The 14,749-nt window shown below is 45.2% G+C and carries 17 protein-coding genes; 7 read left to right on the plus strand and 10 right to left on the minus strand.

Annotated features, from left to right (window positions below; genetic code table 11):
- Positions 1 to 175 precede the first annotated feature (175 nt).
- The 7 genes from KIH87_RS12475 to KIH87_RS12505 all read left to right on the plus strand — a co-directional run bounded on the left by KIH87_RS12475 (position 176) and on the right by KIH87_RS12505 (position 5,585).
- A complete protein-coding gene (locus tag KIH87_RS12475) occupies positions 176 to 523 on the plus strand; it encodes a hypothetical protein (RefSeq protein WP_232358196.1) in 348 nt (115 codons plus the stop codon).
- A 544-nt stretch (positions 524 to 1,067) separates the two neighbouring features.
- Complete coding sequence (locus KIH87_RS12480) at positions 1,068 to 1,601, plus strand: DUF2589 domain-containing protein (RefSeq protein WP_232358197.1); 534 nt, start codon at positions 1,068 to 1,070, stop codon at positions 1,599 to 1,601.
- A 65-nt stretch (positions 1,602 to 1,666) separates the two neighbouring features.
- Entirely contained in the window at positions 1,667 to 2,362 is a 696-nt protein-coding gene (locus KIH87_RS12485) for a hypothetical protein (protein ID WP_232358198.1), read from the plus strand.
- A 12-nt stretch (positions 2,363 to 2,374) separates the two neighbouring features.
- Positions 2,375 to 2,908, plus strand: coding sequence for a DUF2589 domain-containing protein (locus tag KIH87_RS12490; RefSeq protein ID WP_232358199.1), 534 nt, complete (start codon positions 2,375 to 2,377; stop codon positions 2,906 to 2,908).
- Positions 2,909 to 2,924: 16 nt separating this feature from the next.
- Positions 2,925 to 3,218 carry a hypothetical protein gene (locus KIH87_RS12495; RefSeq protein WP_232358200.1) on the plus strand — a complete coding sequence of 98 codons (294 nt, stop codon included), beginning with the start codon at positions 2,925 to 2,927 and terminating at the stop codon, positions 3,216 to 3,218.
- A 13-nt stretch (positions 3,219 to 3,231) separates the two neighbouring features.
- Positions 3,232 to 4,140, plus strand: a complete 909-nt coding sequence (locus KIH87_RS12500) for a peptidoglycan-binding domain-containing protein (protein WP_232358201.1) — start codon at positions 3,232 to 3,234, stop codon at positions 4,138 to 4,140.
- A gap of 197 nt (positions 4,141 to 4,337) precedes the next feature.
- On the plus strand, positions 4,338 to 5,585 hold the full coding sequence (locus KIH87_RS12505) for a peroxidase, FMP-type (protein ID WP_232358202.1): 1,248 nt from the start codon (positions 4,338 to 4,340) through the stop codon (positions 5,583 to 5,585).
- A gap of 101 nt (positions 5,586 to 5,686) precedes the next feature.
- Here the strand turns inward: KIH87_RS12505 and KIH87_RS12510 are convergent, their stop codons facing one another.
- The 10 genes from KIH87_RS12510 to glyA form a co-directional block, all read right to left on the minus strand.
- Positions 5,687 to 6,196, minus strand: a complete 510-nt coding sequence (locus tag KIH87_RS12510) for a phosphatidylglycerophosphatase A family protein (RefSeq protein WP_232358203.1) — start codon at positions 6,194 to 6,196, stop codon at positions 5,687 to 5,689.
- Entirely contained in the window at positions 6,189 to 7,151 is a 963-nt protein-coding gene (gene thiL / locus KIH87_RS12515; protein ID WP_232358204.1) for a thiamine-phosphate kinase, read from the minus strand. Before thiL ends, KIH87_RS12510 begins: the two co-directional genes overlap by 8 nt.
- Before the next feature lie 6 nt (positions 7,152 to 7,157).
- Positions 7,158 to 7,580, minus strand: a complete 423-nt coding sequence (gene nusB, locus KIH87_RS12520; protein ID WP_232358205.1) for a transcription antitermination factor NusB — start codon at positions 7,578 to 7,580, stop codon at positions 7,158 to 7,160.
- Positions 7,581 to 7,583: 3 nt separating this feature from the next.
- Entirely contained in the window at positions 7,584 to 8,054 is a 471-nt protein-coding gene (gene ribH / locus KIH87_RS12525; protein WP_232358206.1) for a 6,7-dimethyl-8-ribityllumazine synthase, read from the minus strand.
- 105 nt (positions 8,055 to 8,159) lie between these two features.
- The gene (ribBA, locus tag KIH87_RS12530) at positions 8,160 to 9,272 is read right to left on the minus strand and encodes a bifunctional 3,4-dihydroxy-2-butanone-4-phosphate synthase/GTP cyclohydrolase II (protein WP_232358207.1); all 1,113 of its coding nucleotides are present in this window, start codon (positions 9,270 to 9,272) and stop codon (positions 8,160 to 8,162) included.
- A gap of 47 nt (positions 9,273 to 9,319) precedes the next feature.
- On the minus strand, positions 9,320 to 9,982 hold the full coding sequence (locus tag KIH87_RS12535; protein ID WP_232358208.1) for a riboflavin synthase: 663 nt from the start codon (positions 9,980 to 9,982) through the stop codon (positions 9,320 to 9,322).
- A gap of 70 nt (positions 9,983 to 10,052) precedes the next feature.
- Positions 10,053 to 11,195 carry a bifunctional diaminohydroxyphosphoribosylaminopyrimidine deaminase/5-amino-6-(5-phosphoribosylamino)uracil reductase RibD gene (gene ribD / locus KIH87_RS12540; RefSeq protein WP_232358209.1) on the minus strand — a complete coding sequence of 381 codons (1,143 nt, stop codon included), beginning with the start codon at positions 11,193 to 11,195 and terminating at the stop codon, positions 10,053 to 10,055.
- Complete coding sequence (gene nrdR, locus KIH87_RS12545) at positions 11,196 to 11,645, minus strand: transcriptional regulator NrdR (RefSeq protein ID WP_232358210.1); 450 nt, start codon at positions 11,643 to 11,645, stop codon at positions 11,196 to 11,198.
- Between the two features lie 260 nt (positions 11,646 to 11,905).
- The gene (locus KIH87_RS12550; RefSeq protein WP_232358211.1) at positions 11,906 to 13,270 is read right to left on the minus strand and encodes a hypothetical protein; all 1,365 of its coding nucleotides are present in this window, start codon (positions 13,268 to 13,270) and stop codon (positions 11,906 to 11,908) included.
- 119 nt (positions 13,271 to 13,389) lie between these two features.
- Positions 13,390 to 14,646: a serine hydroxymethyltransferase gene (gene glyA / locus KIH87_RS12555; RefSeq protein ID WP_232358212.1), complete on the minus strand. Its 1,257-nt coding sequence runs from the start codon at positions 14,644 to 14,646 to the stop codon at positions 13,390 to 13,392.
- Between the last annotated feature and the right edge of the window lie 103 nt (positions 14,647 to 14,749).

Genomic DNA, 14,749 nt, shown 5'->3' on the forward strand with positions numbered 1-14,749 from the left:
TCGTTCGAGTTCGAGGCAGAAGCTCGGAACGTATGATTACTACTTGAGCACTTCTAACGAAGAAATCGGACGATAGGGCAACAAGCTGAATAATTATGAGTTTTATAGTCGCCGCTTTTAGGTGCTTGCAACACCCAAAAGCAGCTAACCAGTATAAACTAATTTGGAGTTTACAATGGCTAATTGTGATTTTAAGGGCTTTGGGGGATGTTTTGTCAAAGAGTTTCCGCTTGAACAGGGGAATTTGGTGTTAAAACAGCGTTGGTTGTCGCTTTTTCATGCGAATTCAGGCAACCAAAAGCACACGGGCGAGCCTGTATCCGGCTCTTCTCATTCGCAGGCTCAGGCATCGTTATTGGTACTTCCCGGGTATGTGTTAATTACGACTCAACCTCACTTATGTGGGCAATTGGCGGGCATTGCGGAATTACAGTTCCGGCAAGACGAGGTAAAGCAGGATTTTTCCCATGCCATTGAAGGTTTGCTCATGCAAATCACCAGGGCAACGCCAGTGCTCATGTAGAAAATTCATGTAGCGAATTCATGGCAGGCCGTTTCGGGAGGCTTGTGTTAATAGCCTCCTTTATGAAGCCGTTGATGAAACAGTGAGAACAAACAGACTGGCTCAATCTCATTTCAGGTTATTTAACTGCCTTAATAAACCTCATGAAAGCCGTGATAAAACCATAAAAAAGTCAGTATCGAAGCTTTGCTATGCGATGCACTGAGTAACTTGCCCCAACACATCCGACCAATTGAGAACATTATTTCCTTTTAGTATAAGAGGTTATCCTGTAAAACCGTGTTTTTATAAAGGTCTTTTTTTATGCCCAAAAACTTGAAAATATTTCCCCTTGGTTTTTAATGTACATTCGCTTTGAGGATGGAATGCGTTTTTCAAGGCTGGATTGTCGCTTGCTGTATCAGCGATATACACAAGAGACTCACTTTAGGGATAGAAGTCTTATCACCTGAAGTCGTGTCGGATTACTTCGAGGACTTATGGTATGAGTTACGCAAACAGAATATTGGGTAGTATCCCATATGGAACTTTGATAGGCGCTCCGATGAACGCAGCAGTCGAAGCTCAAGCTATGGCAGCCCAAACCTCCATTGACTTTATTCGCTCCATTGGCTTCACCTCAGACTCTGAGGACGAGCAATTTGGTGATGTAAGAATGGTGGTATTCACTTACAAATCCCGCAACAACGAAGGCGAACTGGATGAAATTACACTCACCGTTCCCATTCTAACCATTGTGCCCATTCCCTACTTACGTATTGAGGATATGACGATTGATTTCACATCCAAGATTACGGAAGAAATGGTGCGCACGACCAAGCGTGATACATCGGTTGAAGCCAAAGCTGAGCTATCAGTAGGCTACAAGCAATTCCTTTCGCCAGTGAAAGTGAACTTTAAAGCCAGTGTTTCTGCGAAACATTCTTCGTCTAAAGCCACCAGTAATCGCTACAAAACTGAACATACCATCAACATCAATGTTCGTGCTGTACAAGATGATATTCCTGGCGGTATGGGGCGCATTCTGGACTTGTTTGAAACTGCAATTACAGAGCAAGCAGCTCCAGCCAACCCTTAATATTGACTAGAAAACAGGAAAGAGACGAAGTTATGGCAGACTTGACGAAAGTCGTAGGATCTATCATGTCTGAATTAATTCAGGCACAAAAAAAGGCATTGGAATTAACGAAAGAAATTGGTGAAAGTCAAAAAGACGATCCCGTTTATGAGTTGATGCCTGTGCCTGGACTCAGGATCGATAACTTCGATCTCTCCCTTAAATTCATCATTGATGACGATGATGGTGAAGAAGAACCAACGGAAACAGAGCAACCCAGAAATGCCGCTTTGGAAGCCGCCAAAAAACACACCATTATTCGCACTCTGATTAGCCAGACAGGCTCCTCCCTGTTTAGCAGAAGCGATGTTAAACCTTTAGTCACCAAAAACAAGGTGGACGCCAGAGAACTCAGTGCTTTACGTTCAAGCGTTAACCAAACTCTTATCGCGGCAACCAATCACGAAACGGCGGTGTTTAACGAAACCCAGGCTCAAAATGAGATTATCAAGCTCATCAGTGGCTCCAAATTAAAAGGTGCCAGAGACATTGCCGTCATGAGAAAAGCGGTTAAAGAGCAACTCGACAATTACAAGTCAGAATTACAAACCGAAACAACGCCCAAGGTCGTTACCAAACGCTCCAATTTAATTGTTGATAAAAAGCGGTTAGCGAATGTCAATCCAGAGCTGATTTCAACCATCAACATGTCACTCTCTTTAGATGAGTACGAATGGGTCGATGATGAAAACGGTAATCCCAAGCTAAGAAGTGCTGGATAAAGGAACTCAAACATGATTAAACGCACTTTTGACTTTTCTTCCCTGCTATCCTCGCAAGTACGCGCCATTATTGAAGCCGATGCGGAATCAGCGGCAACAACGGCCGACTTTATTGAAAAAGTTGGCTTTGAAAAAGACCGAAACAGTAAAGGTATGGGCAAATTGCGTATGGTGGAATTCACCATGCAACGACGCAATGACGAAGGTGGATTAAGCACACACCATGTAAAAATCCCTCTCTTGTCTTTGATTCCAATTCCCATGCTGAATATCGAAAGAGCAGAAATAAACTTTGATCTTCAAATTGAAGAAATTCAGGAAAACACCACCGAAGACGCCAACGCTAAAAACTTGCGCGGCAGGCAGGCTTCACGTTTGCGCACATCGTTTGCCAGGAAAACACCTGCGAATAGAAAGTCGTCTGGTTCCACCACTCATCAAGCCGACCTTAGCGTGAAATTGACCATGTCGCAGTCTGACTTTCCGTTAGGCATTGAGCGACTGTTAAACATTGCCGAATTAGGCGCTAACGATGAAATTGAATAAGAAGTAGAGGTTAATTTTGCAACAAAATGCTCGCGCCGAAGGGTTTGCTTGCCCTGAATGCTCAAACCGTATTCATGTGAACTATTTCAACATGATTACTACAGGCATGATTAGTTGTCAGGTATGTGGCCTGGAACTACACCTGAACAGAGAGAAAAGCCAGAAGGCACTTCAGGCAGTCGATACGGCCATGCAAGGTATTGATAAAGCAAAAGCTCACGCTGAACAAGGTAATTATCAGCAAGAGCCAGCCGGAAGACGCGCAAGAGGTCAGCGTCAACCAAGACAAAGTCGCTCCAGAAGGAGATAAAGGGGGAACCATCATGGCCGAATCCTATTCCAGAACGCGTCATCCCTTGTTACGTAAACCCATGCGTAACGATGCTGTTGCTCGCATGCAAAGTCGTCTGACCAAGCACAATACTCAACTTGACGAAAATAGTTTTGTGGATGGGGCATTTGGGCCAAATACCGAACGGGAAGTTAAAAAATTCCAGCAAGCTAAAGGCTTAAAGCAAGACGGCATTGTGGGAGAAAACACCTGGAAAGCACTGCTTGCGGATCCTCAAGAGAAAACACAGCAAACAGGTAATACCGCCAGTAATGCAGACCGACGTTCCCAAACCGATGGTTCAACCAATGTACCTGAAATTGATAGAGTTAAACGGGCATTGCAGAATAAAGGCTATCAGTTCTTTGACGACGATCAGCCTTATTACCTGAACATTATTGGTGTACGTTCACCCAGCACAGAAATCAACCATTTCGATGATGAGATGTATTTGATTTATCGAGATCAGGATAAGCAGTTTAAGTGTCACAAATTCCCGATCACCACGGATCCGGGCTCTACGTATACGCAGCAGGAGCTGCTCAATAAGGATGGCGCAGCCATTCTGCAACCGGGTCAATATACCGATGTTTATGCTATTGATTCCCATCGCGGCAAGTATCAGGCGTTATGTCAACGTAACGGCAAGGTAAAGGTCTGGCGTGATGGTAATAAAGACGGAAAGCTCGACAGATCAGGGCGCACCTACGAAGGCTATTTCGGCATTAACATTCACCGTTCATCGTCGACAGAATCCACTTATGTCGGCGCTTACTCTGCGGGTTGTCAGGTATTTAAGCGCGCCGCTGATTTCAGTTTATTGATGGACTTGGCAAATCGTTCTAAGGGCACCCGAGGCAATAAATTCACATACACCTTGCTGGAACAGGGTGATATCTGATCTGACATAAACACACTAAGGTAGCGATTCCACAGCCTCAAAAATTAGCATTAGAGAAGCGTTCAATCCCTTACCAACCCATGTATTTGATTTGAATTATAGAGCACGTTGGCTGCAAGCCTCCGTGCAGAGTGAGTTGTACCACCAAATTTTTACAAAACAACAAAGTATAAAAAACAATAAACAGGAGAAAAACCATGTCTGAAATCACTCAAAAATCATCCGTAAAACCCTATTTAAGATGGGAAGAAGGACAACCGACCGGGCCACAATTTGGCATCTTGTCCAAGCTCAATGGCACCTGGGTTAACTGGAAAGGCGGCCCGACAGGACTACATACAACTCCGATGCCTTCTCCCGGCACGTCTTCAGAAACCATCTTTGGCGTATTCCATTTCAAATCTCAGGAATACAGAGAACAGCTCACATTCACTCAGGTAAATGCTCCGGTTCGTAACCGTGCAGGCTCAAACGAACAGTTCAATGCCGCCGTTAAATACGAAACCGCCATCATTGACAATAACAACGAACTTCAGCATTTCGAGAATGGCATGTACTTGTGGCTGGGTGACAACCAAATGCCATGGAACCCGGAAAGTCCCTATCAAAACCCTCCGACCATGTTTAACCATCCATCGGACGTAGAGTCAGTAAGAACCGACGGTGCTGAACCTGTATTAGGCCCGGGCGAATTAGGCCCACAATTCGTGCCGCCCTATTCTATTTCTCGTTCTGGTGTGATCCCTCATGGTACGACCATCCACTTGACTGGCAATATCAAAGAAGCCAACGTACAAGGCAAAGCGCCACACATTGCCGATCTATGGGAACAACAATATTTGGCAGTGTCGCCGTCTATGGGCATCAACCCGGAAACAGACCTGATCCCGGGTTCATTGGAAAAGCCAGCATGGACAGAACTGCCTCGTGAAGAGCAGGAAGATGGCGGCGTTAACAGTGGCAGAGCTTACTTCGAGAAAATCTTTAACTACGATCAATTCGGCGCAAAGTTCCCCTACACTGTGCAGCCCAATCTTAAATTGTCTGATGCCAATCAAGGGTTGGAGTTTAATAAATACGACATGATTGAACTGGACACCTTTCACAACACCGGCGTTCAGGGTGGAGCCATCAACAACGTGATGATTGAACGCTATTGCCGTGTGGCACGTATGCGATACCGTATGTGGATTGAAGAAATCGTCGAAGATGGCAAGGTCATCGATCAGTTGCAATACGAACAAATCGTCGATTTTGAATTTATGTTCGGCTCAAGTGGCGGTACGACTCTTTGGCCTCACATTCAGGTGAACACATTACGACGAGAAAAAGACATTCCGGAAGACATGCGTTTGCCTCCCATTCAGCTACCAACAGAGAAAGCTGATGAAGCCTGTGGCGGGCCCGAGCCTAAAGTCTATTCAATGAAACACAGAAAAGACTAATTCAAAAAGATACATAACAAAGAAGCCAGTATGGATACTGGCTTCGCGACGCTCAGATTATGGCAGGCTCTCAAGTAAATGAGCCAACGTCAGGCTCAATGTCAGGCAAGCACACCAAAATACAGCGCAGCCTGTAAAATACCGGAAGCAATGACACCCGCCATGACATCATCCAGCATAATCCCCAAACCACCATCTATTGATTGATCTGCCCAACGAATTGGCCAAGGCTTAAAGATATCCAAAGCGCGAAACAAGATAAAACCAACAATCAAATTCGGTAAGGTGAATGGCACGGCCATAAAGGTGATCATCATGCCGGCAATTTCATCCCAAACAATGGCAGGATGATCATGCACGCCAAGGTCTTCAGCCGCTTTCTTACATACCCAGATACCAATCAGGATAATGGGGGTTAGTAATAGGCTATAAACCGGTGTAGGCAGCATGGAAGCCCAATAAACAAGTGGAATAGCAGCCAAAGAACCAAAGGTTCCTGGTGCTTTGGGTAGTAAACCACTACCGAATCCAAATGCTAACCAGTGGGCAGGGTGATAAAACTTAATCTTACGAAAAAGCTCTCTTGTCGATAATGTGTTTTTTTCAGGCAAAATGTTGAAACCCTTCTTGTTCCAGAGAATAAACTGCGTCCCCGTCTTTCAACTCCAGCTTTTCAGCATAACCATTGAGTTGTCCGATACAAGTCGCCGATACATTACAATTCGCTAACACAATATCCAGATTGCCTTTCTGCTCTTCGGGAATGGTGAATAGCAATTCGTAATCGTCACCACCAGCAAGCGCATAGCGAACTGCATCATCCCGGCTGACTGATTCTTGCATAGCTTCTGAGAATGGTAAACGATCAATATTCAGTACCGCACCCACTTGAGACGCGAACAAGATATGTTTCAGGTCAGAAACCACACCATCTGAAATATCAATACAAGAGTGAGCGATACGCCGAAGGGCGGTACCCGCAAGCACTCTCGGTGTTGGTGTATTCAGTCGTTTCAACAAATAATTACGATGGATCAGCTGAACGTCTTTTTTGCCCATTGCCAACTGTAACCCTAATGCCGCATCACCAAGAGTACCGGTTACATAAATATAATCACCGGGTTTGGCTCGCGAACGGGTTAATGCCTGACCTTTAGGTAAAAAGCCTTGTGCGGTAATCGTCACCGCCAAAGGCCCTTGCACTGTATCACCACCAATCAACTGAATAGAGTAATACTCTGTTAGCTCCTGAAGACGTTTCGAAAAGTCATTCAGCCAATCAGGATCGACCTTTGGCAAGGATAACGATAAATTAATCCATGCCGGCTCCGCTCCCATGGCTGCCAAATCACTAAGATTTACAGCAACAGCCTTGTGAGCTATATCACCTGCATTGGTGTTTACGGGAAAATGCACGCCTTCCAGCAGAGTATCTGTGGTCGTTACCAAATGCTGCCCTTCGGGAACATTGGTAACAGCACAGTCATCCCCTATACCTATCACCACATCATGACGCTGATAGCTACGAGGCTGAAAGAAGTGTTCTATGATATCGAATTCTTTCACTAAGTTTTAAGTTCGTTCGTCTTTTCTAAAGGTTTTAACAGCTTTATCTAACACGCCGTTGACAAATTTATGACTATCAGCCGCACCAAACTCCTTGGCCAGCTCAATAGCTTCATTTATCACAACCTTGTAAGGCACATCGATACGATGTACAAGTTCATAGGTCGCCACTCGAATAATGGCTTTTTCAACCGGGTCAATTTCTTCTGGCAGACGTCCAAGATAAGGTTTAACGGCCTTGTCCAGATCTTCCAGATTTTGCAACGCGTTACGCAAAATGTCCTGAAAGAAGGACATATCCACCTTCTGCATGTCATTGCTGGTTGCGATGGCAAGCTCGATTTGCTCCACCGCATTCCCGGACATTTGCCAGGAATACAGGGCCTGCATTGCTAATTCACGAGCTTTATGTCTTGGTGAAACCTTCACAAACTACGCTCCGATTTGGTCACAAACGTTAACCATTTCCAATGCAGTTAATGCTGCTTCAGCGCCTTTGTTGCCTGCTTTAGTACCTGAACGCTCAATAGCCTGTTCGATGGTATCGGTAGTAATAACACCAAATGCAACGGGAATGCTGTGCTGCAAAGAAACCTGTGCCAAACCTTTATTGCATTCACCCGCCACAAAATCGAAGTGGGGTGTGCTACCACGGATAACCGCACCTAAAGCGATAATGCCATCATACTTGCCAGTAGCCGCTAACTTTTGCGCAACCAAAGGCAATTCATAAGCACCAGGAACACGAACAATAGTGATGTCCTGCTCGTTTACTTCACCATGACGTTCCAATGCATCAACGGCACCGTCAACCAAATGTTCAACTACAAAGCTGTTAAAACGAGCAACGACCAACGCAAACTTTTTGCCTGTCGCACGCACATTACCTTCAATTATGTTCATTTTTCACTCCGCAAAAAAATCGGCGCATATCCTAGCATAATTGCGCCGATTAGGATGTATATTTTAATGCTATAAGGCGAGTCAGATCACATTAGCAATGTGTGATCACTCTTCCCACAGTGTTTCAACCACTTCCAGCCCATAACCAGACAAGGCATGATACTTTTTAGGGCGGCTTAATAGGCGCATCTTTTTCACGCCCATGGTTTTCAATATCTGGCAACCAACTCCAATGGTGCGAGAAGTGCCATTCCACTTGGCCTTGGCCTGCGCTTCCCCGTTATCTTCAGCTTCAAACTGCTTCACCATTGATAGCAATTCATCATCGCTTTCCTGATGTCCAAGAATAACCAGTACACCACCTTCAGCTGCAATCTTCTGCATTGCCTTTGGTAAGCTCATGGTACGTTCTACGGAGCGATCAGAACACAATACGTCGCTGAATGTATTGCGCAAATGCACACGTACGATAGTGGGCTCTTCCGGATCAATCTCACCTTTACGCAACGCAAAGTGAACTTCATTGTCGATATGATCTTTAAAGGTGACTAACTCAAACTCACCAAACTCGGTGGGTAACTTACACTGAGCCACTTGCTCAATGGTGGTTTCATTCAAATTACGATATTCAATCAAATCCGCAATCGTACCGATTTTGAGATTATGACGTTCTGCGAATGCTTCCAGTTCTGGGCGACGCGCCATCGTACCGTCTTCATTCAGAATCTCAACGATGACCGATGCCGGCTCGCATCCCGCCAAACGCGCCAAATCCACTCCCGCTTCGGTATGTCCTGCACGGTTTAACACCCCGCCATCTTTTGCAATCAGAGGGAAAATATGACCCGGTTGAACGATGTCAGAAGCCTTCGCATCCTTGTTCACCGCCGCTAATACAGTGCGCGCTCTATCAGCAGCAGAAATGCCCGTTGTCACGCCTTCAGCCGCTTCAATAGACACTGTGAAGTTTGTGGAAAACTGAGCCCCGTTATTTTGCACCATCAAAGGCAAATTCAAACGTGCGCAACGCTCTACCGTCATAGGTAAGCAAACCAGGCCCCGAGCGTGAGTGACCATGAAATTAATGGCTTCTGGCGTAACATGCTCAGCCGCCATAATCAGATCGCCTTCATTCTCACGATCTTCATCGTCCATCAATATCACCATTTTTCCCTGGCGAATATCCTCAATAATTTCCTGAGTTGTGTTCAATGCCATGCAATGACTCCTATTACTCAACTTTTAACCACGGAATAGTTGCTGGCTTATCTCAAATAACCATTCTCTGCCAGTACCGACATGCTAATGTCGGCACTTTTGCCTGACTCGGCAGCTTTATCACCCATCATTAAACGCTCCAGATAGCGAGCGACAACATCCACTTCGAGATTTACCTTAGTGCCTGTTTTGTAATGTTGAATGATGGTTTCTTTCAATGTATGCGGAACCAGCGTTAATTTAAACGCAGCACCGTTAACATCATTCACTGTGAGGCTAACGCCATCGACAGTGACAGAACCTTTCTCAGCTAGATATTTAGCCAGGTTGTCGGGCGCTTTCACCCAGATTTCCCAGGTTTGACCCAAATCATGAATAGACTGAATTTCGCCCACGCCGTCGACGTGGCCGCTGACAATATGGCCACCAAAGCGAGAGGTTGCCATCATTGCTTTTTCCAGGTTTACAGCTTGCCCTTTACGATAATGAGCAAAGCCTGAGCGCTTGATGGTTTCAATTGATACATCAGCAACAAAATAGCCTGAACCCAGCTCAACAGCCGTTAAACACACGCCGTTAGTGGCAATACTGTCACCGATCTTAACGTCACCAAGATCCAGTTTTCCTGTTTGAATGGTAATACGTTGATCATTCCCTCGGGGCTGCATATCGCTAATTTCCCCAAGAGATTCAATAATTCCTGTGAACATTTCAGTTAGATTCTCTCTGAATGAATAGGTTGAATACTGATTGTCAGTCCGTACAGCTTACTCGTACATCTTACCGGGAGCTCTCATCCGCTACTTCGGGATAACGCACGCCAGCGGTGATTTTAATGTCATTCCCAACCATACGCAGATCAGTCCAGTTCAGCTCGTATGCTTGATCCATTGCTTCAATTTCTGGAATTTCCAGACTTCCCTGAGATGGATTCCCCAATAACTTGGGCGCAATGTAATAAATGACTTCATCCACCAATTGCTGCTGCATCATAGCGCCCAGCATATTAGCACCGGCTTCCACCCAAACCCAGTTAATGTGTTCTTCTGCCAGCTCTTTCAAGGTTTCACGCAAATCAACCTTGCCCTTGTACATAGGCGCTTGCCATTGGGCAACGTGCTCTGGAATTTGAGTATTATGAGAAAGGTTCACCACCAGCACATCCCCCGGAATTTGGAAGATTCTCAATTTATTGTGAAGCTGGTTTTTACTGTCGATGATCACGCGAAGTGGTTGTCTGACCTTGTCTTCGGCAAGCTCTTCTTGCGCTTGGCCTAATTCGCTATAGCGCACATTGAGAGAAGGATCATCTGCAAGCACAGTACCGGAACCGGTTAAAATGGCACAACTTTGAGCTCGATGACGCTGCACGTCAGAACGCGCATCAGGCCCTGTAATCCACTGGCTAACACCGTTTGCCAACGCGGTTTTACCGTCAAGGCTAGTGGCCATTTTCGCCGTTACCCAAGGCAACCCCTGTTGAACAACTTTGATAAAGCCTTTATTAAGCTCATGCGCTTCGTTTTCAAGCAGGCCACATTCAACCTCAATACCGGCATCACGCAACAGTTGTAAACCAGTTCCGGCTACTTTATGAAAAGGGTCTTGGATTGCTGCGACCACTCGGGCAACACCAGCTTTGATTAAGGCTTCTGCGCAAGGTGGCGTACGTCCATGATGGCTGCATGGCTCAAGGGTTACATAGGCTGTCGCACCTTTTGCGTTATCACCTGCCATACGCAAGGCGAACACTTCCGCGTGAGGTTCTCCGGCTTTCTGGTGATAGCCTTCACCAATAATTTGTCCATCTTTAGTAATAACACAGCCAACTCGAGGGTTAGGAGAAGTCGTAAAGCGCCCTTTCTCGGCAAGTTTCAAAGCTCGCGCCATCATCGCGGCATCAACAGCAGAAAATTCAGACATTTAATCACCCAGTTTGGCAATCTCTTCACCAAACTCCTTAATATCTTCAAATGAACGGTAAACGGAAGCAAACCTGACATAAGCTACTTTATCAAGCTCTTTAAGCTCCGCCATGATCAAATTCCCTACCATTTCACTGGACACTTCACGCTCGCCAGTTGCGCGCAGGGCAGACTTAATTTTTGTTACGCTTTGTTCTACTTTTTCAGTGCTGACAGGACGTTTTTCCAGTGCTCTTAACATGCCCGAACGAAGCTTTTCTTCGTCGAAAGGCTCACGCTTACCATCACGTTTGACCACTCTTGGCATCACCAATTCAGCCACTTCAAATGTAGTAAAACGTTCATGGCACTGAATACACTCGCGGCGGCGGCGGATTTGATGTCCAGCAGCGACCAGACGAGAATCAATCACTTTTGTTTCCTGTGTAGAACAAAAAGGACAATGCATATCGTTTCCTAATCAAACTAATCCGGTTGATTTCAACAGGTGAAATCCACGAATCTCATTCCTAAAGCTCTCGGTTTTCTGCAAGCTGAATACTGTTAGCACTGTACGAAAACGCCTAACCTATAGAATGAAAGTGCGTAGTATAACGTCGTATTGCCTTAAGGAGTAACTTTCCTGTTACTTTGCTGGCGTAAACAATGCTTTGCTACGCAAATCAGGGTGTATTGAACCAATCCCGAGACATGGAGACAGCAATAGCGCTACTGCTGTCCTTTCTCCTCTTCCTCTTTTATTTTGCCAGATTCAATTGTTTTGTCTGATTGGATAGCTTTTTCAGATTGAGCCGCCACCTCATCGGCGGCAGAAGCAAGTTCAGCAGGGCTAAGCGGCTTTTTGTCTGCGCCAGCTTCGGGCTTTTCCTCCGGAGCATGTTCCTGTTGCTGAGCACGTCTATCACTTCGTCTGTCCATTGGATGGTCAGCATGGGAAGCCACTGGACGAAACAGTTTGTTAGCCATATCACGAATAATCAAATTCACGTTTTCACTGGTAAACCCGAGGAAAAAGAACAACATCAAAAGATAAGGAAAGTTGTTTAATTTCTGATCTTGCATGGCATAGCCGGAGCTTATCAAGGCAACAACAACCATACCAAGTACAGGTGCCAGAATAATTCGCGGGAACATTAAGCTGAATTCCGAAGCGGTATAACGGCGCTCGCGACACACTTTATTCAAGTTCACCAATGAACAACTGAATAGGCCAAACCAACTCCAAAACACCAGTTCCACGATCCACATCGAGCCGGGATGATATAACCATAAGAAGCTTAATTGCGGACGCAGCTCTTCATGAGCACTGATCATCATTTCCTTGCGAGCCTTCAACTCTTGCTCAGACAAAGAGCCCAGTAATCCAATAGCATGTTTAAGCTCTTTTGATAGCTGTTGTCCATCAGGAATAGATTTGAAATCAGTATTGTCAGCGACAGCCTCCAATTCCGTCCTAAGCGAATCAATATCAACCGATGTCAAGACACTAGCTAAATCGGAACCGTCCAAATCCGGCATATAAACCAGATTATTGGCAACATTCACCCTCTGAACAATGGCTGTTACCTTCTTCATCAACATAGCGCGCTGCTTGAGAAAGTGTTTTTTCAAATCATTGTTTTTTGCTTCAAAGGATTGCTTGTAGGCGTTGATCTTTACGTCATCATAAAAACGAAACAGTGCATTATCATTAAACCTTAAATCGAAATACCCTGCGCCATTTCTCAGCTGCGCATCAGCAATTTGGTAAACCTCCTCGTAACCGTTTGTCTCGTCATAGTTATTTTCTTTAACGGGTAATTCCCTATAGGTCACTTTCCAGGAGCAAGGTGTAACTTCCTTATTTAACTTCCCTTTCGCGCATCGTTCATTGGTATTGCCTTCCATAAACTGAAAGCTCAAGTAGCCAATAATAGCGAGCAAAAACAAAAGGATAGTTACTTTGTAGGCTTTTTCGGCTTGAACAAAATAGGATTCAAAAATAACGCTGTTTGGAGTCTTGCTGGGAGATGGCATAACAATAAAGGTAAGTAATAAAGCAATACTGTTCAGTATGACAAAGAATGTCCCCAAGGCAAGTATTTGACTCGTAAGAGTAATGTGAGAGCAATTGAAGAGCTGGAAATAAAAAAGCGCAGTAATTTTCTGCGCTTCTCTTCTCTATAATTAATTTAATTCTTCACAAGCTTTGCTTATGCGTACACAGGGTACTTGGCACACAACGCCTTAACCTGCTCTTTTACGCTGTTGCGGGTTGCTTCGTTGTTGATATCATCCAACACATCACAAATCCAGTTAGCCACTTGTTTGGCTTCTTCCAAACCAAAGCCACGACGAGTTATCGCTGGTGTACCAATGCGTAAGCCAGAAGTCACAAATGGAGAACGAGGATCGTTCGGTACAGAGTTTTTGTTTACCGTAATATTGGCGTTACCTAAAGCCGCATCTGCGTCTTTACCTGTGATGTCTTTATCAACCAGATCCAACAGGAACAAGTGGTTTTGGGTACCGTTGGAAACCACCTTATAACCGCGTTCCATCATTACAGCCACCATCGCTTGCGCATTATCAACCACTTGTTGTTGATAAGCTTTAAACTCGGGTTGCAAAGCTTCTTTGAATGCTACTGCTTTAGCTGCGATAACGTGGCAAAGAGGGCCACCTTGACCACCAGGGAATACCGCGCTGTTCAGCTTCTTGTAAATAGCTTCATCGCCACATGAAGACAAAATCAAACCGCCACGAGGACCCGCCAATGTTTTATGAGTAGTGGTCGTTACTACATGGGCATGTGACATTGGGCTAGGATAAACGCCTGCGGCAACCAGACCAGCAATGTGTGCCATATCCACCATCAAATAAGCACCGATGCTGTCAGCGATTTCACGGAACTTGGCCCAGTCAACAATGCCTGAATAGGCAGAGAAACCGGCAATGATCATTTTAGGCTTGTGTTCTTTGGCTAACTGCTCAACTTGCGCGTAATCAATCTCGCCCGTTTCTTCGTTCAAACCATATTGAACAGCGTTGTACATTTTGCCAGAAAAGCTGACGCTAGCGCCGTGAGTCAAGTGACCACCATGAGCCAGGCTCATACCCAATACCGTGTCTTTAGCATCCAACAAGGCCATAAAAACCGCAGCATTCGCTTGTGAGCCTGAATGCGGTTGAACGTTGGCATAATCAGCACCAAACAGTTGTTTAGCACGCTCAATGGCCAGTTCTTCCGCTTTATCTACATATTCACAACCGCCGTAATAACGCTTATGCGGATAACCTTCAGCATATTTGTTTGTTAACTGAGAGCCTTGAGCTTCCAGAACTCGTGGGCTACAGTAGTTCTCAGATGCAATCAACTCAATATGCTCTTCCTGACGCAAGGTTTCTTGCTTGATAGCTTCAGATAATTCTGGATCGAAATCCGCAATAGTCATATTACGTGACAACATCGTATGTCCTCAAAAGATAGTTAGGGAAGGAAAAGTCCTGTTATTCTAGCCATTATCAAAGGGTTCGTACAACCAAGTAAAACGCATCTTTTATACATATTAT

Source organism: Paraneptunicella aestuarii, assembly GCF_019900845.1.
Taxonomy (GTDB): Bacteria; Pseudomonadota; Gammaproteobacteria; order Enterobacterales; family Alteromonadaceae; genus Paraneptunicella; species Paraneptunicella aestuarii.